We start from the raw sequence: 24,079 nt of genomic DNA, 5'->3' as shown, positions 1-24,079 counted from the left end.
GTGGCAATTCATGGATACTTCATCGTCGGGATCTCAAGCGGCCGCAACTCGGCCCGGTGGGTTTACCCACTGCTATTGGTCTTCGGCATTCTCGTTGCTCCTCCGCGCCCAAGTGACCCGCTTGATGTAATCCCTATGCTCGTGCAAGTGTCCGCCCTGGTTCCCTTGTTCACCGGGAACGCGAGCGCATGGTTCAAGAGTGCGCGCGTTGCGGCATGAACGCTAACAGGTCGTTCGAAACGGATTTAGTTTGCTGGCGGCAGCCGCTTAGCTCTACGTTAGGCGCTTTATGAGCGAGACGCCCCAAATTTGGTACCAGTTCCGAGATGTGCTCTACGCCGGCGAGTTCGAAGTTGCGGAAAAGCTTCTCGCAGAGACCCCAGCGCTAGTCCATCTAGCCGACTCACTCGGCGAGACGGTGCTTCATTTCCTCGCTTTGGAGAATGACATGGAGGCAGTCGCGTGGCTTCATGCAAAAGGGGCGGACATAGATACGAAGAACAAGTTTGGAACTCCCGTTGTTTTCGAGGTAGCTCAACTCGGATACAAGGAGTTGTTTGCTTGGTTCGCGGCGCGCGGCGCTGATCTTCAGGAGTATTCACAAACTACGATGGGCCGCTCGAACGCAACACTGGAGTGTTGTATGTTGGGAAGGCCAAGACACTTCACGAGCGACTCCAAAGCTACCTCGCCGATCCCAACGAGATTTTGTTGTTGTCCCCACGATCGGGAGGGCAGCGTCTATCCACTTCGTTACGTCACCCCGGCAAGGTGCTGCTCCTCATCGAACTTCAGCAGAGGTATCGTGCATTCGGTCATACGGACTCCGGTATCTGGATACGGTGGCACGAACGCAATGAGCGTGGCCCATTGGAAAAGCAGCTCATCAGCTACCTACAACCTGCGTTCAACACTTATGGCCGGTAGGTGCTGCCGCGAGGACGCCTAATACCTCGCGCGAGCCGAGGCGCAAGAGGCAGTTCTCATCTCTCGGAGCCATTATTTTTGGCTATGTCACCGCTAAGTATGGGATGTATTTTTCAGGCAGTACCGAAACGCATGCAGAAGCGCGTGCGTACGCCCGGCGTGCTGTCGGCGTCGATTTCGCCGCTGTGCAGCCTCATGATGGCCTGGACGATCGACAGACCCAGACCCACCGAATGGCCAGCGGCCGAGCGCGCCGGGTCGCCGCGGTAGTAGCGGTCGAAGATGTATGGCATGTGTTCGACGGCGATGCCCGGCCCGGTGTTCTCGACGACGACTTCGACGCCGCCGCCCGGCTGGCCCGCACTCAGGTGCACGACGCCGCCGCGCGGCGTGTAGCGGATGGCATTCGATACCAGGTTGTTGACGGCGCGGCGAAACAGGATAGGATCGGCGTGTACGCGCACATTCTTGGCGCTGACATCGAGAATGATGCCGGCTTCCTCGGCCACGCCCTCGAAGTAGTCGCGAATGCGCTGCAGCTCCGCTTCGGCGTCCAGCATCTCGCGGTGCACGGCCAGCTGCGCGTTGTCGGCGCGGGCGAGAAACAGCGTGTTCTCTATCATGCGCGCCAAGCGCTGGTATTCTTCGATGGACGACGCGAGCAGCGCCCGGTAATCCTCGGGCTGGCGCGGGCGCGACAGGGCCACCTGGGTCTGCACCATCAGGGTGTTGATCGGCGTGCGTAGGTCGTGCGCCAGGTCGGCGGCAAAGCCGGAAAGGCGCTGCACGCCGTCTTCCAGGCGGTCGAGCATGCCGTTGAAGGCGGCGCTCAGTTCGCGCACTTCGCTGGGCATGCTGTCGATGGCCAACCGGGTTTGCAGGCAGTGGGTGCTGATGTCGTTGGCCTTGCCGATGACCGCCCGCAGCGAACCGATGGCGTGGCGCACGGCGAGGTAGCCAAGGAAGGCGACCAGCAGGGCGCCGGCGGCGATGGCGGCGGTGAGGTTGCGCGTGTAACGCTGCAGCATGGCGGCGCGGTCCGAACGCTCGCGGGCGATGGTCGCAATTACCGGCGTGCCGTCGCCAAGTCTGGCCTCAACCTGCACCGAGCGGCCTACGCCCCAGTCCACGAGATCGGTTACCTTCGGCGCGATGGCGACCGATATCGGCGCCATTGCCGGCAGCGGATGCGAGGGGACCGAGGTTTGCAGCAGCAGCCGGCCATCGAGCCCGGCGACACGTAGTACGCAGCCTTCGTTCAAGAAGACGGCGTCGATCAGCGGATGGGGCGCCGTGTGCAGCGCCTCGGCCGACGGCGCAGTCGACAGGAACTGGCGCATCAGACGCACCCGGGTAAGGATTTCGAGGTCGTCGTTGTGGGCCATGCTCCCGGCCAGCGCGCCGTAGAGGTAGGCGCCGACCGATGCAAACGTCAGCGCCGCCACCACCGCGAACAGCAGGGTCAGGCGCAGGGTGATCGAAGTGGAGGAAGCGAGCCGGTTCAATCTCGTTCTTCCATCAGGTAGCCCATGCCGCGCATAGTGTGCACGAGCTTTTTCTCAAATGGATCGTCGATCTTGGCGCGCAGGCGGCGGATGGCGACGTCGACGACATTGGTGTCCGAATCGAAGTTCATGTCCCACAGCTGGGAGGCAATCATCGCGCGCGAGTGCACCTCGCCGGGGCGCTTGGCGAGCAGATGGAGCAGGGCGAATTCCTTGGCGGTTAGCTCGATGCGCCGGCCGGCGCGGGTCACCTTGCGCTTAAAGACGTCGATTTCGAGATCGGCCAGCTGCACGGTGTCGACATTGCGTGCTTTGCCGCGCCGCATGATGGTCTTGATGCGTGCGACCAGCTCGGAAAAATCGAAAGGCTTGACCAGATAGTCGTCGGCCCCGAGCTCGAGGCCCTTGACGCGGTCGCTGACCTCGTCGCGGGCGGTGAGCAGCAACACCGGCGTGTCCTTGCTGGCGCGCAGCTGGCGTAGCAAGGTCCAGCCGTCCATGCCGGGGAGCATGACGTCGAGCACGACCAGTTCGTAGTCGAGTTCGAGCGCCATGTCGAGTCCGTCGAGACCGGTGGCCGCCAGATCGGCGACAAATCCCGATTCGTTCAGGCCCTTGCGCAGGTAGGCGCCGGTCTTGGGCTCGTCTTCGACAATCAGCAAACGCATGGGGGCTCCGTTCAGGCCTTGACGATGAACTTGCCGTTCATTTCTTCATGGCCGCTGCCGCAAAAGATAAAGTGTACTCCCCTGTGGTCGAAGGTATAAAAGGTCGGGCCGAAGAATTCCTTGAACGGGGCGCCGTGGTCGAGCGAAGTGTCGTGCTCGCCCGGGATGAGGCGTACGCAGGCCGCGCACATGGCGGCGGAGAGCTTCTGACCCTGTTCGATACTGCCCGCCGCCCGGGTATTGGCGGCGGCGAACAGGACAGCGGCGCCGAGCAACGCTTTCATGATCATCCCCCCCGGTAGAGCGGGTTGTCGGCGACGTAGACGCGGATGGCGCCTGCCGCGACGTCTTGCGGGGCGATCGTGTGAAGATCGAAACTTGTGATGCTAGGGAAGGTGTAGAAGGCCCAAGTGATGGCCTTGCCGTTGACGCGGATGGTGACAGTTTCGCCGTTTTCGACGTTGATGTACTTGCTGTCGGCGCCGAGCGTGATCACGCGGCCGGCGGCCTTTTCGGGGGCGGGATTGCCATAGTCGGCGACGGTGCCGGTTAGGCCGATGGCGTAAACGGGCGCATTCAGGGCGAGGAGGAAGGAAGCGGCGAGAGCGAGGCGAGGCAGAGTGATCATGATCTTGAGTTCCAGTGTGGTTGGCGTCTGAACCCGATGTGCAGACAGTGAAGACAGTCTAAGAAGGCGGCTCTGACGGCAGAATGTCACCGGCATTACGAGTTGATGACGAAGGCGGCGACGTCCCTCATGCCGTTGCCGCGGGCATATCGAAGGCACGTCTGGCTGAAGCCAAACGCCATGCATGCCGTCTTGATCGTTGCGCGCCCCTGATTGACTACCCAGCGCACGATCTCCCGGCGCTGAGGTGGTGGCTTTTGAAAAATCCGTGATTGAGGACGCGGCATCTGAGGTCCAGAACAGACCGGAAATGCCATGGCGGCGAGGCGGCGTATCGCCGCAGCACCGATGGCAACATACTGCTCACGGCGGCGCGACACAGGCTGGTCAAGGGTACGGCAATCACTTTCACCGACCGCGCGCCGGGCGTGCCCCGGCGCCACGACACCGCGCCACACGTCAGCTCGCGTCAGGGCTTCCAGCTGCTACCCTGGAGCCAGAATGGCATGCAGTTTTCCGCTATCTCCGACATCAATGCGCAAGACCTGGTTGAATTCAAGCGCCAGATCCACGACAAGGTCGCGCAAGCCGCGATGCAGTAGCTCCGCTTATGCGCGACCCGACCAAGCATGGCGACTTCTGGCCGAGCGTCTTGCGTTGCTGCTGGTGCCCGTGGAAGACGCCGCACGATCACCTGTCCGCCCCGGGCTTGTCGCCTGGGCATTGAACTTATAGCCGACACCCCAAATCGTCTGGATGAACGACGGCTCGTCCGGGTGGTTCTCGATCTTTGCGCGCAGGCGGTTGATGTGGGAATTGACCGTGTGTTCGTAACCGCTGTGCTGGTAACCCCATACCTGTTCCAGAAGCTGCAAGCGGCTATACACCCGCCCCGGATTGCGCGCAAAGTGCAGCAGCAATTGAAATTCCTTGGCAGTGAGATCGACCTGCCTGCCGCCCATGCTCACTTCATGGCTCTCCGCGTCGATACGCATGTTGCCGCAATGAAGGATTTGCGGTGCGGCGGACGGCGACTGCAAGAGCTTGTCGACCAGGCGGAAGATCGCCTTGATGCGTGCAATCAATTCGGCCACGCTAAACGGCTTGGTCACGAAAAGGTCTGCCCCCAATTCCAGACCGAGCACATGGTCGGTTTCGCTTGCTTCGGATGAGAGCATGATGATGGGCATGTAGGGTTCAATCCCGCGGATGCGGCAGCACAATTCCAGTCCATTGAGCTGCTGCAGGGAAAGGTCCAAAATGATGAGGTCATAGGGATGAGACATGGCCTCGGCCAAGGCTTCCCGGCCATCGCCTACATGCTTGACCTCGCAGGACAGCACGCCCAGCGCGGCGCCAATTGCAACAAAGGTTTCCTCGTCTGCTTCGATGACCAGTACTTGACGTGACATAAGCAATTCTCCTTGCACTGCAGCGGATTTCGGGCAGGCGCAGTTTGTCGTAATCCTTTTGCACGATTTCCGGACTGCAATCAGCCGCAATGCCGGGGCTGCCTGCCCGGGAACGCACCGGCGGATGCGCGGTTTGGTCAATGTGTTTCGACCCGCTGCACGAGGCAGTTACGCAAGCTGTCGATGTTTTTTCCTGCCGCGCTATAAGCAACTGGCCGGATCCAACGAACATCCCTATTCGAGCAGCTATCCGCGCTCGAGGGCGCTTGCCTCGGGGCCGCTTTGCCGCGCCCACCGCGCGTGACCAATATTTGAACCTGCCGTGACAATTTCGTGATTTTCGTAGCGAAGAATAGGTCCACCACCCGAGGGCAAGGGGATGCCATGAGCTCGCACAGAAGCGGCGATGATTCTGCATCGGGAATACCCCACGCGGCGGGAATCGGCTTGCGCGCAGCGCATTACGACGCGGCGCTGTCGTCCGCCTCGCCCGCCGCTTGGTTCGAGGTGCATGCCGAAAATTATTTTGCCGAGGGCGGGCCGCACATTCATTATCTGGAGCGGATCCGCAGCCGCTATCCATTGAGCCTGCATGGCGTCGGCTTGTCGCTGGGGTCAAGCGATGCCCTGGACCGGGAACACCTGGTCAAGCTAAAGGGCCTTGTCGACCGTTTCGCCCCCGGCCTGGTGTCGGAACACCTGAGTTGGGGCGCGATCGGCAGACGCCACCTGAATGACTTGCTGCCCCTGCCTTATACGGAGGAGGCCTTGCGCCAGGTGTGCACGCACATCGACGAGACCCAGGACTTTCTTGGGCGGCAGATCCTGATCGAAAATATTTCCGCCTATCTGAGCTACCGCCATTCCATCATGACGGAAGACGAGTTTATCGCCGAACTGGTTGCAGCGACGGGCTGCGGCATTCTGCTCGACGTGAACAATCTCTACGTCAATGCTGTCAACCATGCCATCGATCCGCATGCCTACCTGCGTCGAATTCCAAGCGGCGCGGTGCGGGAATTCCATCTTGCCGGCTTCGAGGATGCCGGCGATCTGCTGATTGATACGCACGGCACCCGGATCGCCGATCCTGTATGGGATTTGTACCGCGCTGCGGTCGAGCGCTTCGGCCCGCTGCCGACCCTGATCGAATGGGACACGAATCTACCCGCCTTCCCTGTGCTGCAGGATGAGGCCGGCAGGGCGCAGCAACTCCTCGAGGTATACCATGCTGCTTGCTGAGCTGCAGGACGCGTTCGCTGCGGCCGTGGCCGGCGGCGAGGGGGAAGCGCTGAAATCCTGGATCGTGGAAGGCGGTGTCAAGGTTGACAGGCGTCTTGAGGTCTACCGCAACAACATGCACCACAACCTACGCGAAGCCCTGCGCGGCGTCTATTCTGTAGTCGAGCAATTGGTCGGGAAAGCTTTCTTCGATGGCGCGGCAAGCCGCTACATCGACAGCCATCCGTCGGCATCGGGGGACCTGAACGTCTACGGCGGCGCCTTCCCCGCATTCCTGCAACACTTTCCGCCGGCGGCGGCGCTGGCCTACCTGCCCGATGTCGCCCGTCTGGAATGGGCGCTGCACGAATGCCTGCATGCAGCCGACCATCCGCCGCTGGAGTTGGTCAGGCTGGAGCAGGTGCCCATCGAAAGCCATGCCGCCCTCGTGTTCAGGTTGCATCCCGCGTGCCGCTTGCTGAGCTCGTCCTTCCCGGTGCTGCGGATATGGGAGTGGCATCAAACTTGTGGGCAGCGGGACGGCATGCTCGATATCTCCGGCGAGGGCGGCCATCTCCTGGTCCGGCGCAGCGGCGACACGGCCGAATGCTGCGCGCTTGCCGAAGCGGACTTGGTGCTGCTTCATGCAATGTCCGAAGGCGAGTCACTGGCCGCGGCCCTTGGCCGCGCCCTCGGGGCGGATCCTGGATTCGATCTTGCAGGTTCCCTGCTGCGCCACGTGGCGCAGCAGACTCTCGTCGATTTCCGTGTGGCCGCCAGCACCGCGTCCGGGAGCACGCCATGCGGCTGAAAGTACTCGGATGCAGCGGCGGCATCGGGCCGGGCCTGCGGACGACCGCGATGCTGGCGGACCACGATGTGTTGGTCGATGCGGGCACCGGGGTGGGCGATCTCGCCATCGCTGAACTGGCATGCATTGACCACGTCTTTCTCACGCATGCCCATCTCGACCATGTCTGCTGCCTTCCGCTGCTGGCCGACGCCGTCGGCCGGCAGCGCGCGCAACCGTTGATGGTGCACGCGCTGGCCGAAACGATCGAGGCGCTGCGCCGGCACCTGTTCAATGGCCAACTGTGGCCTGATTTCACCCGCTTGCCGCGGCCCGGCTCGCCCTACCTGCAATTGCACGAGATCAGGACGGGGGAGCGGGTCGAGATCGCGGGGCGCGGCTTCACGGCGATTCCGGCTGCGCATACCGTGCCGGCGGTGGGCTACTGGATCGACAGCGGCGCCGCCAGCCTGGTGTTCAGCGGCGATACCGGCCCCAACCCGGCACTGTGGGAAGCCGTCAATGCCATCGCGAATCTGCGCCACCTACTGATCGAGACCGCTTTTTGCGACCGCGATTGCGCGCTGGCGCTGGCCGCGCGGCACCTGTGCCCGCGGCTGCTCAGGCACGAACTCGGCATGCTCAAACGGCCGGTGCAGATTCATGTTACCCACCTGAAGCCAGCCGACAGGGAATCATTGATCCGCGAAATCGAAGAGGCGGCGTCCGAATACCGGCCGCAGGTGCTGGCGCACGGCCAGGTGCTGCAGTTCTGACAAGCTGGTCACCCACCGCGACAAAAATGTGATTTTTCTGTGACCGCCACGTGATGCTGCCTTCGCATACTGCGCTCCCGGGATGGACTTCATTCCAACAGATGCTTACCCACCACGAGGGGAGGTCAAGCCATGAAGACCGAGCACATCGTACAGGGCGCGATTGCCAGTCTGTTCGCGATGGTTGTGATCCCCGGACCGGCCGAGGCGGCAAAGGGGGACTCGGAAAAATGCGCGGGCATCGCAAAGGCTGGCAAGAACGATTGCGGCACCAGTGTCAGTTCGTGCGCTGCCACGGCCAAGGCGGATCGCGAGCCGGAAGCCTGGATCCTGGTGCCCAAGGGCACTTGCGAGAGGATCGCCGGCGGGCGCCTGCAGACCTCACTCGATGCCAAGCCGGGCGGCAAGAGTGGGCAACTGAGTCCTGCAGCCAAGGCCGCGCAGGCAGCTGGCCACGGCTAGGCCTGGCGTCGCGGTGGGCCACCATGGACAATGGCTGGACGCAGCATTGAGGGGCGCAGCATGAATGCCAGCACACGCCGTCCAAAGCCAATTGCGTTGGCGCTGCAGGGCGGTGGCGCCCATGGGGCATTCGCTTGGGGCGTGCTGGACCGGCTGCTGGAAGACGGGCGTTTGTCGGTGGAAGGCGTGAGCGCGACCAGCGCCGGCGCGATGAATGCCGCGGTGCTGACCTACGGTCTGCTGCAGGGCGGACCGGAGCGCGCCCGCGCCGCGCTCAGGGAGTTCTGGCGCGACATTGCGAACGCGGCACAGGCCAGCAGCCCCTTTCGCAAGCTGCCCTGGGAACGCTTCTTCAGCCATTCCTATACCCTGGACCAATCGCCGCTGTACTTCCTGACCGACCTGCTGCTGCGCGTGATGTCGCCCTATGAATTCAACCCGCGCAACCTCAACCCGCTGCGCGACGTGCTTGGCCGCCACGTGGATTTCGAGGCGTTGAGAAGAGCCTGCCCGATACTTCTTTACCTGTCCGCGACCAATGTCGAGACCGGCAAGATACGGATTTTCCCCAGTGACGAGATCTGCATCGACGCCGTGCTGGCCTCGGCCTGCGTGCCGTTCCTGTTCCAGGCGGTGGAAATCGATGGCCAGTACTACTGGGATGGCGGCTATATGGGCAATCCCGCAATTTTCCCGCTGATCTACAACTGCGCCACACGCGATATCGTGATCGTACACATCAACCCGATCGTGCGCCGCGGCGTGCCGAGGACCGCGCCCGAGATCCTCAACCGCATCAATGAAGTCAGTTTCAATTCGTCGCTGATGCGGGAGATGCGGGCGATCCGCTTCGTCACTTCGCTGATCCAGCAAGGCAAGATCGCGCCGGGCGAGATGAAGGAAATTTTTATCCATTCGGTGCGCTCGGATGAAACCATGGCCGAGCTGGGCGTATCGAGCAAGTTCAATGCCGACTGGGACTTTCTCTGCTTCTTGCATGAGAAGGGCAGGGCAGAGGCCGAGCGTTGGCTGGCGCGCAACTATGACGCCATTGGCACGTTGTCGAGCGTCGACCTGCAGGCGGAGTTCCTGTGAACTGTGAAGGAGACCTGAGATTTGCTTAAACTAGCGTGCAACGTCCAGACGCCAAGTGCGCACATCGCTCGGCCGTCCAGCGCGATTCTTGTGAGGAGATCGAGATCATGCAAAACGTGATCCGGCGGGAGCAGGCATGGATTACCGGATCAGCAATGCTGCGGTGATCTCCGCCGCCATCGCTACCGTGCTGGTCGCGGTACAGCAGACCACCCATACACTGCCGGGATCGAGCCAACGCTTCGCGCTGGCGCGCGAGCGTTGCTACGGTGTGGTGCGGGCGGGCAAGAACGACTGTGGCAACGCGGTGCATGTATGCGCCGGACGGGCAACGCGCGATGCCCAGCCCGAGGAATGGCTGATGCTGCCGGCCGGCACCTGCGACAAGATCGTCGGCGGCACGCTCTGGCCATCGCCGGTCTGAAAGAGCGGCAAGCCATGTCCGGACAATGGAAACAGCTGGTAGAACTGATCCTGCCTGCGCGCCGCGGCATACGTGCGCCACTGCGGGTGCAGCGTGAACTGGAGCGGGAGCAGTATCGCAGCGAGCTTCTGGTCACTGTGGTGCAGCTGGCCATCGTCGGCACGCTGGCGGCGCTGCATGCCGGAGCTCCGCCTGACTTTTCGCCGGATGCGCCCATCATGGCCGCGCCGCTGGGGCTAACCCTGTTCGCCGTACTGGCGTTGCTACGCCTCTATTTTGCGCTGACCGGGCAGCTGACTCGCTGGCTGCTGGCCTGCACCGTGGTCGGCGAGATGGCGGTGCTTTTGTTCACGATCTGGGCCTGCCACTTGCAATACGAGCAGCCGCCGCAGTTTTCCCTGAAGAGCACCGAGTTCACCTTTGTCTTTATCCTGATCGCGCTGCGGGCGCTGCGCTTCGAACCGGCCTGGGTGATTCTTTCGGGGCTGACCGCGTTCGGCGGCTGGCTTGCGATTTTGCGATATGCCATCACCCATGCCCCGGCCAATCCGGTCACACACGATTACGTCACCTCGCTGCGTTCGATTCAGATCTACTACGGCGGGGAATTCGAAAAGCTACTCGCCGTTCTCATGGTCACTGCGGTGCTGGCGCTGGCGCTGTATCGCGCGCGCGAGCTGCTGGCCAAGGCGGTGTCGGGTGAACAGGCGGTGGCCGACCTGTCACTGTTCTTCGATGACTCGGTGGCGCGCCGCATCACCCAATCGGAAGGGGAAATCATGGCGGGGCAGGGCGAGTTGCGGGAAGCGGCCATCCTTTTTCTCGACATGCGGGGATTCACCGAAGCCGCTGCCGCACTCAGCCCCGATGAGGTGATCGGGTTGCTCGGTGAGTACCAGGGACTGCTGGTGCCGATCATTAAGGCGCATGGCGGCAGTATTGACAAATTCCTGGGCGACGGCATCCTGACGAGCTTTGGCGCAGTGGCCCGCCGCCCGGACTATGCGGCGGCCGCGTTGCGCTGCGTGGATGCGATCATGGACGCCGTGGACGGGTGGCGCGAACAGCGCCGGCGCGCGGGCAAGTGCGCGCCTGACGTTGGCGCCGCGCTCGCCTGTGGCGAGGTCGTGTTCGGCATTATTGGCGAACGCAGCCGGCTCGAATACACGGTGATCGGTGACGCGGTCAACCTCGCGGCCAAGCTGGAGAAGCACAACAAGGTGGAGCGCACCCGTGCGTTGACCACCCTGGCCGCCTATGAGCTGGCGAAAGCCCAAGGCTATGGCATGGTCAAGACTGTACTTTCGGCGCGCACGGTGGCGGGGCAAACCGTCGATCTTGTGGTGGCGGCGCCCCTTGCCGCGACAGAAATGCAGGAGCGTTTGGCTGGCCACGTGCGTCAAACATAAGACTGTAACCAGCATCAGCGCGGCTTGTCCGGCGATGCCGTCTGCAGTTGGCCTCACCGATCAAAATCAGGCGAGTTTGGAGCGCACTGGCCGATCACGCGGAGGCTGGCCGTCACGTACTCCAGTTGTTCCAAGACGTCTTCGTCCAGGTGTCACTTTGGCATCGCATAACCAGCCATTCAACACGACGCGCTAAAGCACGCCGGTTAATTCCACGTTAGGCCGCTTGAGAAGGAATTTCGTGTATGGAAATTTCAGCCCATGTCCTCAATGGTTCGAGCGAGCACGAAGTTCGGCTTTCCACCGCCGGCACCGAGCAGCATTTGGCTGTCTCCGCGAAGGCCGCGGGCCGGGGCAGCGCTGTAAATGGCGGCGAGTTCCTTATGGCCGCGCTAGCAACGTGCTACTGCAATGACCTCTACCGTGAAGCCGCCCGCCTTGGCATCGCAATCAACGGTTGTGAGGTCATCGCCACCGCGCAGTTCAACGGGGTTGGGCTGGCCGCCGAGTCAGTTGTTTATTCCGCCAAGGTGGATTCATCCGCCGCACCAGAGCAGATCGAGCTGCTGCTCGCGGAAACAGATCGCATGGCGGAGGTTCACAACACACTCAGGGCGGGCTGCCCGGTCCAGCGGGTCGCATGGCATGAGTCTGCGGCCTAACAATTCGTCCAAGCCGGGGAGATTTTCTTGAGGAATTTCCCGCTCTGATATTTTTACAAAGCTCGCTTCGGCGAGCTTTTTTGTTCTCTCGACCATATTGCCATCAGGCTATGATGCACGAACGATATAATTCTTATAGTGCACGTTGGCGGCCGAATCCTGAGGCCGCGCCACCCCCAATCGAACGGACTAAACAACAATGACGACCAGCCGCCGATCCTTCCTCAAAGCTGCCGCAGCAATAGGCGCTTCTCTGGCATGGGTCGGCCCGGCCCGGGCTTCGCGTATCCACTGGCAGGAGCGGCGTGATCTGTATCCACAAGGGGTCGCCTCGGGTGATCCCGACCCGCACAGCGTCATTCTCTGGACCCGGCGTCCGTTTGACGGGCAAGCGCACCAATTCCTCACTGTAGAGGTCGCGGAGGATGAGGCATTCCACCGAGTCATCGCGCAGGCCAAGGTACCGGTCTCCAGCGCCGCGGACTGGACCGCGCGCGTTTTGCTTGGCGGTCTCAGCCCGGCGCGCATCTACTGGTATCGGTTTGCCGACGCCGACGGAAACGGCAGCCGGGTCGGCCGCACGATCACCGCGCCCTTGCCCAACGATCCGCGCACGGTGAACTTCGCATTCGTGAGCTGCCAGGATGTCAATGAGGGCACGCTCAACGCCTACCGCCGGATGATCTACGAAGACGAACGCGCGCCTGCCGCCGAACAGCTCGGCTTCGTTCTGCACCTGGGCGATTTCATCTACGAGATGGTCGAGTACCCGGACGAAGTGCAGACCCGCTACGATCGCACGATCTATGAGGTCGCGCGCATCCCGGACGGCCACAAGGTCGGCAACTTCCACATCCCGCTGACCGTCGACGGATACAGGGCCATTTACAAGGGCTATCTCCTTGACCCCGACCTTCAGGACGCGCGCGCGCGCTGGCCGTTCGTCGCCATGTGGGATAACCACGAATTCTCGTTTCAAGGTTGGCAAAGCATCGTCAAGGCGGGCTCGTTCGAGCAGCCTGGCCAGAGCGTTAAGGTGGCGGCGAATCAAGCCTGGTTTGAGTATCTCCCCGCACGGGTCACGCGCGGGAGCCGCTTGCTCGAACGCTTCGATCCGCCCGCCGTAAAAAACGTTCCGATTAAAGAGTTCGATGACCATGGGCTAGGGATGGAGCCGAACAACTTGGCAGCGATTAACAGCCTCAAGGGCTATCGGGCGCTGCGGTATGGTCGGCACCTGGACCTGATCATTACCGATCAGCACAGCTATCGGAGTGCGGACTCCTTCGGCGATCCGTCGCTCAATAAACTGGTCGGTAAGGAGTTCATGGGGATGCTTCCTGAGTCAGTGATGCAGATCCTGGACGGCGGGCGCGCCTTCAACGGCGGCAATCCTCCTGCGGTCGTCAGCCACAACGACGTCCATGTGCCCAACCCGCAACGAAACGCGCCGCCGCAAACGATCCTTGGCATGGAGCAGAAGGCGTGGTTCAAGGACAAGCTGCGGACATCAACGGCGACGTGGAAAATCTGGGGGAATTCGCTTGGCGCGCTTGATTCGCGCGCCGACCCGCAGAACCTGCCTGCCGGACTGACCAAGGAGCCCTGGCCGCCTCATACCTTCGCAGCCCTGAGCGGATATGATTACGGCACAGCCTGGACGGAGCGCGCTGAAATCTACCAGCACGTGCGCGACGCACACATCACTGGCTTTGCGATCGTTTCGGGCGACCGTCACAGCTTCTGGGCTGGATATGCGTCTGCGCAGCTTCCGCCCGGTAAGTTCGAGCCGGTCGGCTTGAGTTTCGTGGGCGGGTCGCTTACCAGTGCCGGCACCATGGAAGCCTATGAGCACAAGCTTCCAAAGGACGCGCCCTTGCGTGCGCTGTTCCTTGCGGACAAGGAGGGGGGAGCCAAGCCGGACTGGACCCACAACATGCTGCTGAAGCACGGTGTGCGTTCATGCCTGGAATATGCAAAGAGCTTTGACCTCAAGCGCGCACGATCCCTATCCAATCCGGACTTGGCGCCTCACCTCGAATTCGTCGATCTTGGAGGACACGGCTATTCGAAGGTTCGATTGTCGGGCGATGAGATGCGTACGGAGTTTGTCTGCATCCCGCGCCCAATCACGCGCAGCGAAGGACCGGATGGGGGGCCCATCAGGTATCGGGTAGTGCACACCGCTGCGCTGTGGAAGAGCGGAGCGCGACCGCAACTGAAGACGTCCGTGCTGGAAGGCGATATTGGACTTGCAATGTGACGGACTCAGGCCGTTATTCCAAGATCGTGGCCTTTTGACGCGCTGTCACTGATGCATTAGGCGAATCCCGCAATGTCCTGTACACTGTGTGACCCACTTCGGTACTTTGTCACCGTCCGGTTTCCTTCCTGTCTCGGCCATCTGGCCATTCCTGTCCGATCCTCGACCACTGGCTCTACTTGAGAACTGGGTTCGCTCGTCTACAGTAAGGAGCATCACATGAGTACATATACCGGGACCATTCATTGGTTCAGCAGATTGAAGGGCATCGGACAGATCAGGCCGGATGCTGGCGGACACGATGTCCTGGCCGATATCGGGGACTTCGACTGTTCTCTGCCTCCGGGGAGTCTCGAGCGCAAGCTAGTCTCCTATGAGCTGGTCGAGTCGGCATCTGGCGGGCGCGCCACCCAGATCCACGTTGTGCCACGGTCGTAAGCGATGGCAAAAGAAGACCTTATTGAAATGCAAGGCGTGGTGCAAGAAATCCTGCCGGACAGCCGCTACCGCGTTGAGCTGGAAAATGGCCATCGTCTGGTTGCCTACTCAGCCGGCCGCATGAAGAAAAACTTTATTCGCATCCTTGCCGGCGACCGGGTAACCCTGGAACTGTCGGCGTACGATCTGAGCAAAGGCCGCATCACGTTCCGCCATATCGATACTCCCAAGCGGACAGCTGCGCGCCAGACCTTCCGGCGTAACCGCTGAGCCAAGCGGCAATGCCGCTGGTACGAACGTTGCCGCAAGAAATTGAACGCATCCAGGTTGGTCTGCAGCCGGGCGAGGAGGGCGATGTCGGGATAGCCCCCTCGGTGCTGGTGCACATGCCTGTTGTTCAGGCCGGTCTCTTGCTTGCTGTGATATGCGATGGTTCCTTGTGCTGCGGCATCACGGTTTGTCCGGTGTGATCGCTTCCGAAATGGCTTGCTCAGCGCTTTCCCGGCGCCGCAAGGCGGGGTCCGCAAGAACGCGCGCGATCACGGTGGCGGGAACGTGCTTGTATTCCATGTAGCGGCGCGCCAGCGAGGCGTTGCGCACAGCCAAGATATTGAGCCCACGGGCGACCGCATTGGCCGTCGCCTCATCACTGCGTCGCTGCCGGGCGGTCATGGGATGCCGGCCTTGCGCGGCCGGGCTGCATCCTCGGTAGGGGCCGCTGAAATACGGCGCGCGTAATCGAGCGCCTGCTCCAGGAAATCGTAATGGAACTCCCTGTAGCGATATGTGCCGCGCTCGGAGTCGATGCCGAAGGTCGCCATGAGGTCGGCCTCGTCACTGGTGGAGCCCAGCCATTGTTCCCAGATCTGCGGCAGCGCTATCGGACGGTACCCGGGCCGGCGCTGGACTACCTTCGCATAGGCAATAGCATCCTCCAGTATGTCGTGGCGATCTTCCTGATAGTGGCAGGTGCGGCCGTCGAACCAGATGCCCAGGTCCGGTTCGTCAAGCGGCGGTTCTCCTCTGGATTGCGTGGTCCGCATGTGGGGCCTTTTGACTGGGTGACGAAAGTAACCGGGTGGTTCCTGGCCCATGACAGGAGGCACTGGCGATGCGGGCCCCATGCCCGCCACGACGACTATATCCTCTTCCCGCCAACCTGGCCGCTCTTTTTCGGCGGGCGTGGGCGTTGTTTTCCGCACGTGGTATTTCAGCTGAAGTTAAAAGTCAATCTACCGAAGCCGTTGATCATTTGAGTGAATGATCAACGGCTTTTTTGTCGTCCATTTGCCAGCGTTGGGGCATCATGCGCACCTTGCAACCGGTACCGCCGGAGTGGCGCCATGAACCTGCAGCACGCACGCGTACTCTAAGAGGGCGTCCGTGCACGGTTGGACCTCGCTTTCGCTGAGTGAGCCTATGCAAAAAACGCAGCCCTACGTATCCAGATGGACACTTGCATTCTGCGGCGCGCTCTTTGCGGCTTTGCTACCTGCACACGCGCAGGCCCCAATGAGTTACCTGCAAACCGCCGGTCCGGCTGCCGATCCAGTCACGCATCTTCATTGGGGAATGCTTGCAATCTCGCTGGCAGTCGTGGTGATCATCAGCATCCTTGTCCTGTGGGCCACGTTTTATCGCCGGCCGCCGGCACAGTCGCGGCCAGACGGCAGGCCGCCCCTTGAAACAGCGCGCGACGGCCTGTCATGGATCACGATTGGCGTTGGCATCTCGACGGCAGTTCTGTTGGGCGCCGCAGCGTGGACCATGATTACGCTGTCGACAGTTGCGGCGCCGGCGGCTGGCGGGGCGCTGCATATCAACGTGATTGCGCACCAGTGGTGGTGGGAAGCCTCCTACCCAGGCAATCGGCAATCGGAACCGGTCATCGTCGCCAACGAGATTCACATCCCGGTCGGCCAGCCGGTCCTGCTCGAGCTCGCCAGTGATGATGTCATTCACTCGTTCTGGATTCCAAAACTTGCGGGCAAGACTGACATGGTTCCCGGCCAGACCAATCATGCGTGGCTGCAGGCAAATCAGGCGGGCGATTATCGTGGCCAATGCGGCGAATACTGCGGCGCCCAGCACGCACAGATGGCCTTGCACGTCATCGCCGAACCGCCGGACGCGTTCGCGGCCTGGCTGCGCCGGCAACGTCAGCCCAGCGCTGCGCCGGCGGATATGCAGGCATTGCACGGCCAACAGATTTTCCTCGCGCGGTGCGGCATGTGCCATACGGTCAATGGATCGGACGCGCATGGCCGGACCGGCCCCGATCTTACGCACCTGGTTGCCCGGCACACGATAGCCGCTGGCGTTCTGCCGAACACCCCCGGTGAGCGCGCACGCTGGGTGGCCAATCCTCAGGACCTGAAGCCGGGGGTGCGCATGCCTGTCGTCGAGCTCAATCGCGAGGACCGTCAGGCGCTGATGGCCTATCTGGAAACGCTGAAATGATATCTGGATGAGCGGAGAAAACCTTGGCGGCAGATCATTATTCGCGGGTACCCATCACTGCCAATGCCGGCAATGACCCAGGCATTGCCGTGCGGCTCGAACGCATCTGGAAGGCCGAGCCCGGCCTTCACGCCTGGCTCGCCTCGGTCGACCACAAGCAGATCGGCCGCCGCTATCTGGTCACCGCGTTCCTCTTTCTCATCATCGGCGGTATCGAGGCGCTGCTGTTGCGTCTGCAGCTCGCAAGGCCCGGGCAGCACGTTCTTACCCCGGACCAGTACAACGAGCTGTTCACGATGCATGGCGTGACCATGATTTTTCTGTATGCGCTACCGATCCTGTCCGGTTTCTCCAACTTCCTCTGGCCGCTGTTGCTCGGCGCGCGCGACATGGCGTTCCCGCGTTTGAATGCGTTCTCCTATTGGGTGTTCTTGTTCTCGGGACTCTTCATGTACGCGAGCTTTCTGGTCGCCCGGCCTCCCGATGCGGGCTGGTTTAACTATGTGCCCTATAGCGGGCGCAACTACAACCAGAACCTCGGCATGGACCTGTATGCGCTGGGGATGGTGTTCTACGGCATCTCGACGACGGTGGGGGCCGTCAATTTCGTCGTGTCGCTGCTGCGCACCAAGGCGCCTGGCATGTCCATCAACCGCGTTCCGATCATCATCTGGGGCACCTTGACCGCTTCGGTCGGCAATCTTTTTGCGGTGCCGGCAGTGAGCCTGGCGTTCCTGCTGCTATGGCTGGACCGTAATTTCTACACCCATTTCTACGATGCCAGGATGGGCGGCCACCCGCTGCTGTGGCAGCACCTGTTCTGGATGTTTGGCCACCCATGGGTATATGCGATTGTGCTGCCGGCCATGGGCATTGTGTCCGATGCCTTGCCGGTATTTTGCCGCCGTCCGCTGGTCGGCTACACGCCGGTGGCGATGTCGACCGTGGCGACCATGTTCATCGGCTTCGGGGTCTGGGTACATCACATGTTTGCCACCGGGTTGCCGCCGATCTCGCTATCGTTTTTCTCGGCGGCGAGCATCATCATCGTCATCCCGAGCGCCGTCGCCGTGTTCGCCTGGATCGCCACCATCTTTACCGGGCGCCCCGTGTTCCAGACACCCTTCCTGTTCTTCGCCGGCTTCATCGTCCTGTTTACCATCGGCGGCGTCTCGGGATTCATGACCGCTTCGGTGCCGCTCGACTGGCAGCTGACCGACACCTATTTCGTGGTAGCGCATATGCATTATGTGCTACTTGGCATCAACGTCTTTCCCGTGCTCGGCGGACTGACATTCTGGTTTCCAAAGCTCACCGGGCGCATGCTGAACGAACGCCTGGGCAAATGGAGTTTCTGGATCATGTTCATCGGATTCAATGTCGGCTTCTTCCCGATGCATATCTCGGGACTGCTTGGCATGCCGCGCCGCATCTACACCTATCCACCGGGCATGGGATGGGACCTGCCGAACCTGGTGACATCGGTCGGCTCCTTCCTGTTCGCGGCAGGAGTTCTGCTGTTCCTGATTAACGTTGCGCTCAGTCTGACATCCGGCAGAAAGGCCAGCGCCAATCCCTGGGATGCGTCCTCCCTGGAATGGTCATTGCCATCTCCGCCGCCAGCATATAACTTTGCGGTCATCCCGACGCTCGCCAGCCGGCACCCACTGTGGGAAGACCGGCTCGATAAAGATGGGACGCGTTCGTCGCTCAGCGAAGGCCTGCTGCTCGACCATGGCCGCGAAACCGTCGCAACCAACACCCTCAACGCCGAACCGGTCGCCATCCTGCGCATGCCGGAGGATTCTCTGATGCCGCTCGCGACTGCCATCGTCCTGACTGTGCTGTTTGGCGCGTTGCTGGCGCACTCCTGGTGGATTGCAGGATTGGCTGCAATTCTGACTTTGGTAGCGGCAGTCCGCTGGCTCTGGCCGCAAGCTACTCTGGGACAAACTGCGCAAGCGATATGAACGTCACCCAACTCGTCACCAAGCCCCTTCCGGTCGGCAGTGTCGATCACCGCGCTTCCGGCTGGTGGGGCATGTGGTGCCTGATTGCCACCGAAGGGTCGTTATTCGCCTATTTACTGTTCAGCTATTTTTATCTGGGCTCCCAGGCACATGGGCAATGGGTACCGGAACTGCCGAAACTGGCCTTGGCGCTGCCCAATACCTTGATCCTGATTGCCAGCAGCATCGTGCTGCAGTGGGGCGAAACGGGGATCCGGCACGGCAGGCAAGACCGTCTGGTATGGGGGCTTGGCGGCGCAATCGTGCTCGGCATCGTGTTTGTCGGCATGCAGGCGCTCGAATGGCATAACAAGCCCTTTGGATTGTCGACCGATGCCTATGCATCGAGCTATTTCGTCACGACCGGCTTTCACATGCTGCACGTGATCGGCGGCCTTTTGGTGCTGGGCGTGCTGCTGTTATGGACGACGCTCGGCCTGTTCAATGCGACACGCTATGCCGCAGTCTCCATCGGCAGCCTGTATTGGCATTTCGTCGATGTCGTGTGGCTCGCCGTCTTTACCACATACTATCTGCTGCCCTATCTGGGTTGACGTCATGCTGAGCTATCCCGACGCCTTGATCGCGCCCCAGTTCCCGCGCTCCGTCAGTCCGTTGCGACTCTGGTTCGGACTCCTGGCGGCGCCGCTCGCCTGGATGCTTGACGCATTGCTCTCGTATTACATCGCCAGTCTGGAATGCCGGATCAAACCCGCCGGCGACGCCCCCGCGTATGCCGGCACCCGCTGGTTCTGGATCGTCTTGCTAGCCGGCCTCGCAGTCGCGTTGGCAGGAACCTGGGTTGCTATCGGCAATTGGCGCACGACCAGCGACAGCCCGTCAGACGGCAAGCGAGTTAAACCATGGCAGCAAGACGGGCACCAGCGCTTCATCGCGGCTGCCAGCGTGCTGACCAGTATCGGGTTCCTGACCGCCTTCGTCTTCATGTTGTTCAACGTTGCCTTCGCCCCGATATGCGGATTCTGATGCTCGTCACCACGCTGTCATTGCTGATGGCACCCGGCTTCGCGTGGAGCCACGCCGGACACGGGCATGACGCGGCGCAGTGGATCGCCGACCCATGGACCTCAGCTTTGCTCCTGGCCGCGGCCGGCGCCTATCTGCTCGGCTGGCGACGCCTGCGCTGGGAAGGCAATGCGTCCCGGGTACTGGGGCGCAGCCGCATATGGCTGTTCAGCGGCGGTATGCTCGTGCTCGGTATTGCGCTGGTATCGCCCCTCGACAGCCTGGCCGATCGCTCGCTTTGCGCGCACATGACCCAACACATGCTGCTGATGCTGGCGGCTCCGCCTTTGCTGGTCTCGGGGCGCCCGCTGCTGGTGTGGCTGTGGGCATTCCCGCTCGCCGGACGCCGGCGCATCGGACAGGCCTGGATCGGGAGCGGGTTTCATCGGACCTATGCGTTCATGATGCGGCCACTTGTGGTCTGGACCTGCGCCAGCATTGCACTGTGGTTGTGGCACATTCCCTTCGCCTATGACCTGGCGCTGGAACACGAGTACGTGCACGCGCTGGAACACTTGTGTTTCTTTGCCACTTCGCTGGCATTCTGGACCCTGACGCTGGCCCCTTACGGCAAGCGGCAAGCAGGCCATGGTGCAGCACTGGTCATGGTGGCGACATTCGCCGTCCACAGCGGATTGCTCGGCGCGCTGCTGACCTTCGCGCGCGCTCCGCTGTACCCAGTGTATGCCGGCGGTACATTCGGCCTGACGGCGCTCGAAGACCAGCAGCTTGCCGGCCTCATCATGTGGGTCCCGGCAGGCGCAGTGTATCTCGGGTCCATGCTCAGCCTGTTCGCCGGCTGGCTGGGCGGCGTGCACGCGTATGGCGACCTTGCGGACGGCGCAAGAAAACCGCCTGTATGAGCCAGGCCAGAGGGGAGAAACAGTGAAAGCGAATGCAGGACGAATTGCGGCGGCTCTTTTCCTGTTCTGGCTGACAGTTGCTTCGTGCCGGGCCGGCGCCGGCGGGGAAGGCGGCGATGCGGCGCGCGGCAAGGCAGCGATCGAAAGGCATGCCTGCACTGCCTGTCATGTGATTCCGAATATCCCGGGGTCCGGCGGCAATGTCGGTCCGCCGTTGAGCAGGATGGGCGAACGCAGCTATATCGCTGGCGAGTTGCCCAATACACGGACCAATATGGTGCGCTGGCTGCGCCATCCGCAAGCGGTGGTGCCGCGCACCGCGATGCCGGAACTCGGGATCGACGAGACTGAAGCCAGAGACATGGCGGCCTTTCTTGCAACGCTCAAATGATGCAGAAGCCTTTGACATATTGACAGGCGGAATAGGGAATGGATACCTATAAACCCTTGCGCACCGCAGTCGCGACGGTCTTCGCAGTCATCGTGCTGGCAGCGATCGCCGGCGCCGGAATCGATTATTTTGGCTTGTACAACGTGGCTGCGACCCACGAGCATGCTAACGTCCTATACCATTTTCTTCATGGCGTCATGCGCAGATCGGTCAGCGCACGGGCCGACGACATCCAGGTTCCAGACCTCGATAATCCGCGCCAGCTCGATAACGGATTCGTGCTGTTCCGCGAACATTGCTTGCAGTGCCATGGCGCGCCTGGGGTCGCGCCGCATGCGTTTGCCTTTGGGTTGCGCCCGATGCCACCTGATCTCGTATCGCCGGCGAAGGATTGGCCGTCTTCGCATTTATACTGGGTCATCAAATATGGCATCAAGATGACCGCGATGCCTGCCTGGGAGCACCGGCTCAGCGAGCAGGACATGTGGGCCCTGACTGCGTTTCTAAAGCGGCTGCCCACCATGTCGCCGGCAGATTATCGACAATGGAATATGCGCCTGCCGCCGGCCGGCGATGCATCAGCGGCCACGGCGCCGCCCCCGGGCAAGCTGGGTAATGCGAGGGCAGGGCGTCACGCAGTCGATGAATACCTTTGCGCGACCTGCCACCAGATACCTGGCGTGGCCGGAGCAGATTCCACCGTCGGGCCGCCACTGGCCGGCATTGGCAGACGCAAGTACATTGGCGGCGTGCTGCCGAATACGCCGGAAAACATGGTGCGCTGGCTGCACGACCCACAGCAGGTCAAGCCTGGTTCTGCGATGCCGAATCTGCGTATCCGCGAGCAAGATGCCGCCGATATCGCCGCTTTTCTCTATACGCTCGACCAGACCTCTCCCCAATGACGTTCGCGGCCGTTCAGGTCCACGAATTCCATGTCTGGCATGGTAGAGGGTTTTGGTTCTGCAAAAATAACGCCCATAACCCAACGGTCGATCTGAGGCAGAACTTGCTGCTCCACGTTGCAACGAAGGCGCGGGGGACGAGCTAGCTAGGATGTATGATGATGCCTAACTTGGCGCTCAAGGCGGACTGGCCGGAAAGCGGCGCAGTCCTTATTTAATCCGCGGCGGCCAGCCGCTTAGCTCTGGGTTATGCCCCATGAAACTCGTGCTCGACACCAGGTTTACCTTCATAGCTGGCAGCGCGGTTGGTCTGCTTTTCGGCAATTCACTGTCGGTTGCGATTATCATGGTCCCGTATGTTCTCCTGCTGGTGCTGCTTTATGCCGGCGCCGCCTTTCTTGGTTGGCAGGCTTGGCGTGACACTTTGGCATCGCATAACCAGCCATTCAACATGGACGCGCTAAAGCGCGCCGGTTAATTCCACGTTAGGCCACTTTAGAAGGAATTTCGTATATGGAAATTTCAGCCCATGTCCTCAATGGTTCGAGCGAGCACGAAGTTCGGCTTTCCACCGCCGGCACCGAGCAGCATTTGGCTGTCTCCGCGAAGGCCACAGGCCGGGGCAGCGCTGTAAATGGCGGCGAGTTCCTTATGGCCGCGCTAGCAACGTGCTACTGCAATGACCTCTACCGGGAAGCCGCCCGCCTTGGCATCGCAATCAACGGTTGTGAGGTCATCGCCACCGCGCAGTTCAACGGGGTTGGGCTGGCCGCCGAGTCAATTGTTTATTCGGCCAAGGTGGACTCATCCGCCGCACCTGAGCAGATCGAGCTACTGCTTGCGGAAACAGATCGCATGGCGGAGGTTCACAACACACTCAGGGCGGGCTGCCCGGTCCGGCGGGTCGCATGGCATGAGGCTGCGGCCTAACAATTCGTCCAAGCCGACGCCGCTTCGGAAAGCAATGGCTGGATGGAAGATTCCATACATTGCTGCGGGTGGTGTGCTGCTGGTCGCAAGGGCTGATTGCGCTGCGTGAGTCGGCGGGCTAGGTAAGCCCAGTCAATCGGTCAGCCGGCAGCGCTTGAACGTTACAGCGTCTCGACGCGGGATTATCCCCGCGTCGAAATGCCGAGTGGCTCGATTCACTTGCGAGGCGTATAGACGAGAAACTGCAAGCCGTTTTTCGTTGTCCGAGTCGATTGAAGATCCAGTTGCACAGGTGCGCCGCCGTGTTCCAGCAAGCGGCGCCCGCTTCCTGCGATCGCAGGGCATACAACGAGTTGCAACTCATCCAGCAAACCGGCCAACAAGAGGGACTGGGCAAGGCTGACGCTCCCGTGCACACCGATTGCCTTGCCGGATTGAGTCTTCAACTTCGCAATCTCTCCGAGCACATCCTGGTTGATCAGGGTTGAACGATCCCAGGTGACCTCCCGTAAGGTACTGCTCACCACGAATTTTGGCGTCTTATTGATGAACGCGGAAAATGGTTCGATCTGCGATGTCGGCCAGAATTTCGACCATTCCTCATACGTCTTGCGACCCAACAGCACAGCATCCTGCTCGAATATCGACTGACTTATCAGGTCTGGGAAATCGGGGTACAGCTCTTGGCGCGCATATTTATCGGGCGCCTCGACAACGCCATCGAGCGAAATAATTAAATACGACACCAGTTTTCTCATCGCTTGTTACTCCTTGTGATGGGGGCATATATGGGCCGTCGGGTTTGGCGACGTGGG

General features: G+C 61.4%; 27 protein-coding genes and 1 pseudogene. 20 read left to right on the top strand and 8 right to left on the bottom strand.

The window, feature by feature from the left end; translation table 11 throughout:
- Nucleotides 1-289: 289 nt before the first annotated feature.
- A complete protein-coding gene (locus E4O92_RS25445) occupies nt 290-949 on the top strand; it encodes an ankyrin repeat domain-containing protein (protein ID WP_135189330.1) in 660 nt (219 codons plus the stop codon).
- Nucleotides 950-1,040: 91 nt separating this feature from the next.
- Here E4O92_RS25445 and E4O92_RS08470 read toward each other — a convergent pair whose 3' ends face one another.
- The 5 genes and pseudogenes from E4O92_RS08470 to E4O92_RS08450 form a co-directional block, all read right to left on the bottom strand.
- Nucleotides 1,041-2,432: a heavy metal sensor histidine kinase gene (locus E4O92_RS08470; RefSeq protein ID WP_135189329.1), complete on the bottom strand. Its 1,392-nt coding sequence runs from the start codon at nt 2,430-2,432 to the stop codon at nt 1,041-1,043.
- Complete coding sequence (locus E4O92_RS08465; RefSeq protein ID WP_135189328.1) at nt 2,429-3,100, bottom strand: heavy metal response regulator transcription factor; 672 nt, start codon at nt 3,098-3,100, stop codon at nt 2,429-2,431. The genes E4O92_RS08470 and E4O92_RS08465 overlap by 4 nt, the downstream gene beginning before the upstream one ends.
- Nucleotides 3,101-3,165: 65 nt before the next feature.
- Nucleotides 3,166-3,270, bottom strand: a pseudogene (locus E4O92_RS08460) (metallophosphoesterase family protein); the annotation flags it as partial.
- 116 nt (nt 3,271-3,386) lie between these two features.
- Entirely contained in the window at nt 3,387-3,728 is a 342-nt protein-coding gene (locus tag E4O92_RS24775; RefSeq protein WP_167759737.1) for a CzcE family metal-binding protein, read from the bottom strand.
- 608 nt (nt 3,729-4,336) lie between these two features.
- Nucleotides 4,337-5,140 carry a winged helix-turn-helix domain-containing protein gene (locus E4O92_RS08450; protein ID WP_135189326.1) on the bottom strand — a complete coding sequence of 268 codons (804 nt, stop codon included), beginning with the start codon at nt 5,138-5,140 and terminating at the stop codon, nt 4,337-4,339.
- Between the two features lie 384 nt (nt 5,141-5,524).
- On the opposite strand from E4O92_RS08450, the gene bufB reads away from it, so the two are divergent.
- The 10 genes from bufB (at nt 5,525) to infA (ending at nt 14,950) form a co-directional block, all read left to right on the top strand.
- The gene (bufB, locus tag E4O92_RS08445) at nt 5,525-6,382 is read left to right on the top strand and encodes an MNIO family bufferin maturase (RefSeq protein WP_135189325.1); all 858 of its coding nucleotides are present in this window, start codon (nt 5,525-5,527) and stop codon (nt 6,380-6,382) included.
- The gene (locus E4O92_RS08440) at nt 6,369-7,172 is read left to right on the top strand and encodes an HvfC/BufC N-terminal domain-containing protein (protein ID WP_167759736.1); all 804 of its coding nucleotides are present in this window, start codon (nt 6,369-6,371) and stop codon (nt 7,170-7,172) included. Before bufB ends, E4O92_RS08440 begins: the two co-directional genes overlap by 14 nt.
- Nucleotides 7,163-7,927 carry an MBL fold metallo-hydrolase gene (locus E4O92_RS08435; protein ID WP_135189323.1) on the top strand — a complete coding sequence of 255 codons (765 nt, stop codon included), beginning with the start codon at nt 7,163-7,165 and terminating at the stop codon, nt 7,925-7,927. The genes E4O92_RS08440 and E4O92_RS08435 overlap by 10 nt, the downstream gene beginning before the upstream one ends.
- Nucleotides 7,928-8,059: 132 nt before the next feature.
- Nucleotides 8,060-8,389 (top strand): BufA1 family periplasmic bufferin-type metallophore, encoded by a 330-nt coding sequence (locus E4O92_RS08430; RefSeq protein WP_135189322.1) that lies wholly within the window; start codon nt 8,060-8,062, stop codon nt 8,387-8,389.
- A gap of 60 nt (nt 8,390-8,449) precedes the next feature.
- Nucleotides 8,450-9,484: a patatin-like phospholipase family protein gene (locus E4O92_RS08425; protein ID WP_135189321.1), complete on the top strand. Its 1,035-nt coding sequence runs from the start codon at nt 8,450-8,452 to the stop codon at nt 9,482-9,484.
- Nucleotides 9,485-9,620: 136 nt separating this feature from the next.
- Nucleotides 9,621-9,908 (top strand): BufA1 family periplasmic bufferin-type metallophore, encoded by a 288-nt coding sequence (locus tag E4O92_RS08420; protein ID WP_135189320.1) that lies wholly within the window; start codon nt 9,621-9,623, stop codon nt 9,906-9,908.
- Between the two features lie 14 nt (nt 9,909-9,922).
- Entirely contained in the window at nt 9,923-11,317 is a 1,395-nt protein-coding gene (locus E4O92_RS08415) for an adenylate/guanylate cyclase domain-containing protein (RefSeq protein WP_135189319.1), read from the top strand.
- A gap of 245 nt (nt 11,318-11,562) precedes the next feature.
- Entirely contained in the window at nt 11,563-11,979 is a 417-nt protein-coding gene (locus E4O92_RS08410) for an OsmC family protein (protein ID WP_135189318.1), read from the top strand.
- Between the two features lie 199 nt (nt 11,980-12,178).
- Complete coding sequence (locus E4O92_RS08405; RefSeq protein ID WP_135189317.1) at nt 12,179-14,242, top strand: alkaline phosphatase D family protein; 2,064 nt, start codon at nt 12,179-12,181, stop codon at nt 14,240-14,242.
- A gap of 441 nt (nt 14,243-14,683) precedes the next feature.
- Nucleotides 14,684-14,950, top strand: coding sequence for a translation initiation factor IF-1 (infA, locus tag E4O92_RS08400; protein WP_135189316.1), 267 nt, complete (start codon nt 14,684-14,686; stop codon nt 14,948-14,950).
- 180 nt (nt 14,951-15,130) lie between these two features.
- Here infA and E4O92_RS08395 read toward each other — a convergent pair whose 3' ends face one another.
- The gene (locus E4O92_RS08395; protein ID WP_135189315.1) at nt 15,131-15,352 is read right to left on the bottom strand and encodes a hypothetical protein; all 222 of its coding nucleotides are present in this window, start codon (nt 15,350-15,352) and stop codon (nt 15,131-15,133) included.
- Nucleotides 15,349-15,723, bottom strand: a complete 375-nt coding sequence (locus E4O92_RS08390) for a hypothetical protein (protein WP_135189314.1) — start codon at nt 15,721-15,723, stop codon at nt 15,349-15,351. The genes E4O92_RS08395 and E4O92_RS08390 overlap by 4 nt, the downstream gene beginning before the upstream one ends.
- Nucleotides 15,724-16,192: 469 nt before the next feature.
- Between E4O92_RS08390 and coxB the strand changes: the two genes are divergently transcribed.
- The 9 genes from coxB (at nt 16,193) to E4O92_RS08350 (ending at nt 23,264) form a co-directional block, all read left to right on the top strand.
- A complete protein-coding gene (coxB, locus tag E4O92_RS08385; protein WP_229483174.1) occupies nt 16,193-17,140 on the top strand; it encodes a cytochrome c oxidase subunit II in 948 nt (315 codons plus the stop codon).
- 53 nt (nt 17,141-17,193) lie between these two features.
- Entirely contained in the window at nt 17,194-19,110 is a 1,917-nt protein-coding gene (gene ctaD / locus E4O92_RS08380) for a cytochrome c oxidase subunit I (protein WP_370659997.1), read from the top strand.
- Complete coding sequence (locus E4O92_RS08375) at nt 19,107-19,703, top strand: cytochrome c oxidase subunit 3 (RefSeq protein ID WP_135189311.1); 597 nt, start codon at nt 19,107-19,109, stop codon at nt 19,701-19,703. Before ctaD ends, E4O92_RS08375 begins: the two co-directional genes overlap by 4 nt.
- Nucleotides 19,704-19,707: 4 nt before the next feature.
- Entirely contained in the window at nt 19,708-20,136 is a 429-nt protein-coding gene (locus tag E4O92_RS24770; protein ID WP_167759735.1) for a hypothetical protein, read from the top strand.
- Nucleotides 20,136-21,038 carry a cytochrome c oxidase assembly protein gene (locus E4O92_RS08370; RefSeq protein ID WP_167759734.1) on the top strand — a complete coding sequence of 301 codons (903 nt, stop codon included), beginning with the start codon at nt 20,136-20,138 and terminating at the stop codon, nt 21,036-21,038. The genes E4O92_RS24770 and E4O92_RS08370 overlap by 1 nt, the downstream gene beginning before the upstream one ends.
- A gap of 22 nt (nt 21,039-21,060) precedes the next feature.
- Nucleotides 21,061-21,429 (top strand): c-type cytochrome, encoded by a 369-nt coding sequence (locus E4O92_RS08365; protein WP_229483172.1) that lies wholly within the window; start codon nt 21,061-21,063, stop codon nt 21,427-21,429.
- A gap of 38 nt (nt 21,430-21,467) precedes the next feature.
- Nucleotides 21,468-22,334 (top strand): c-type cytochrome, encoded by an 867-nt coding sequence (locus E4O92_RS08360; RefSeq protein ID WP_135189308.1) that lies wholly within the window; start codon nt 21,468-21,470, stop codon nt 22,332-22,334.
- A 256-nt stretch (nt 22,335-22,590) separates the two neighbouring features.
- Nucleotides 22,591-22,812: a hypothetical protein gene (locus E4O92_RS08355; RefSeq protein ID WP_135189307.1), complete on the top strand. Its 222-nt coding sequence runs from the start codon at nt 22,591-22,593 to the stop codon at nt 22,810-22,812.
- A 35-nt stretch (nt 22,813-22,847) separates the two neighbouring features.
- Nucleotides 22,848-23,264, top strand: a complete 417-nt coding sequence (locus E4O92_RS08350) for an OsmC family protein (protein WP_135189306.1) — start codon at nt 22,848-22,850, stop codon at nt 23,262-23,264.
- A 215-nt stretch (nt 23,265-23,479) separates the two neighbouring features.
- Here the strand turns inward: E4O92_RS08350 and E4O92_RS08345 are convergent, their stop codons facing one another.
- A complete protein-coding gene (locus E4O92_RS08345) occupies nt 23,480-24,022 on the bottom strand; it encodes a dihydrofolate reductase family protein (RefSeq protein WP_135189305.1) in 543 nt (180 codons plus the stop codon).
- Between the last annotated feature and the right edge of the window lie 57 nt (nt 24,023-24,079).

Source organism: Massilia horti, assembly GCF_004614195.1.
Classification (GTDB): Bacteria; Pseudomonadota; Gammaproteobacteria; order Burkholderiales; family Burkholderiaceae_D; genus Telluria; species Telluria horti.
The sequence above is the reverse complement of the archived record's forward strand: the minus strand, read 5'-3'. Positions and strand labels throughout refer to the sequence as shown.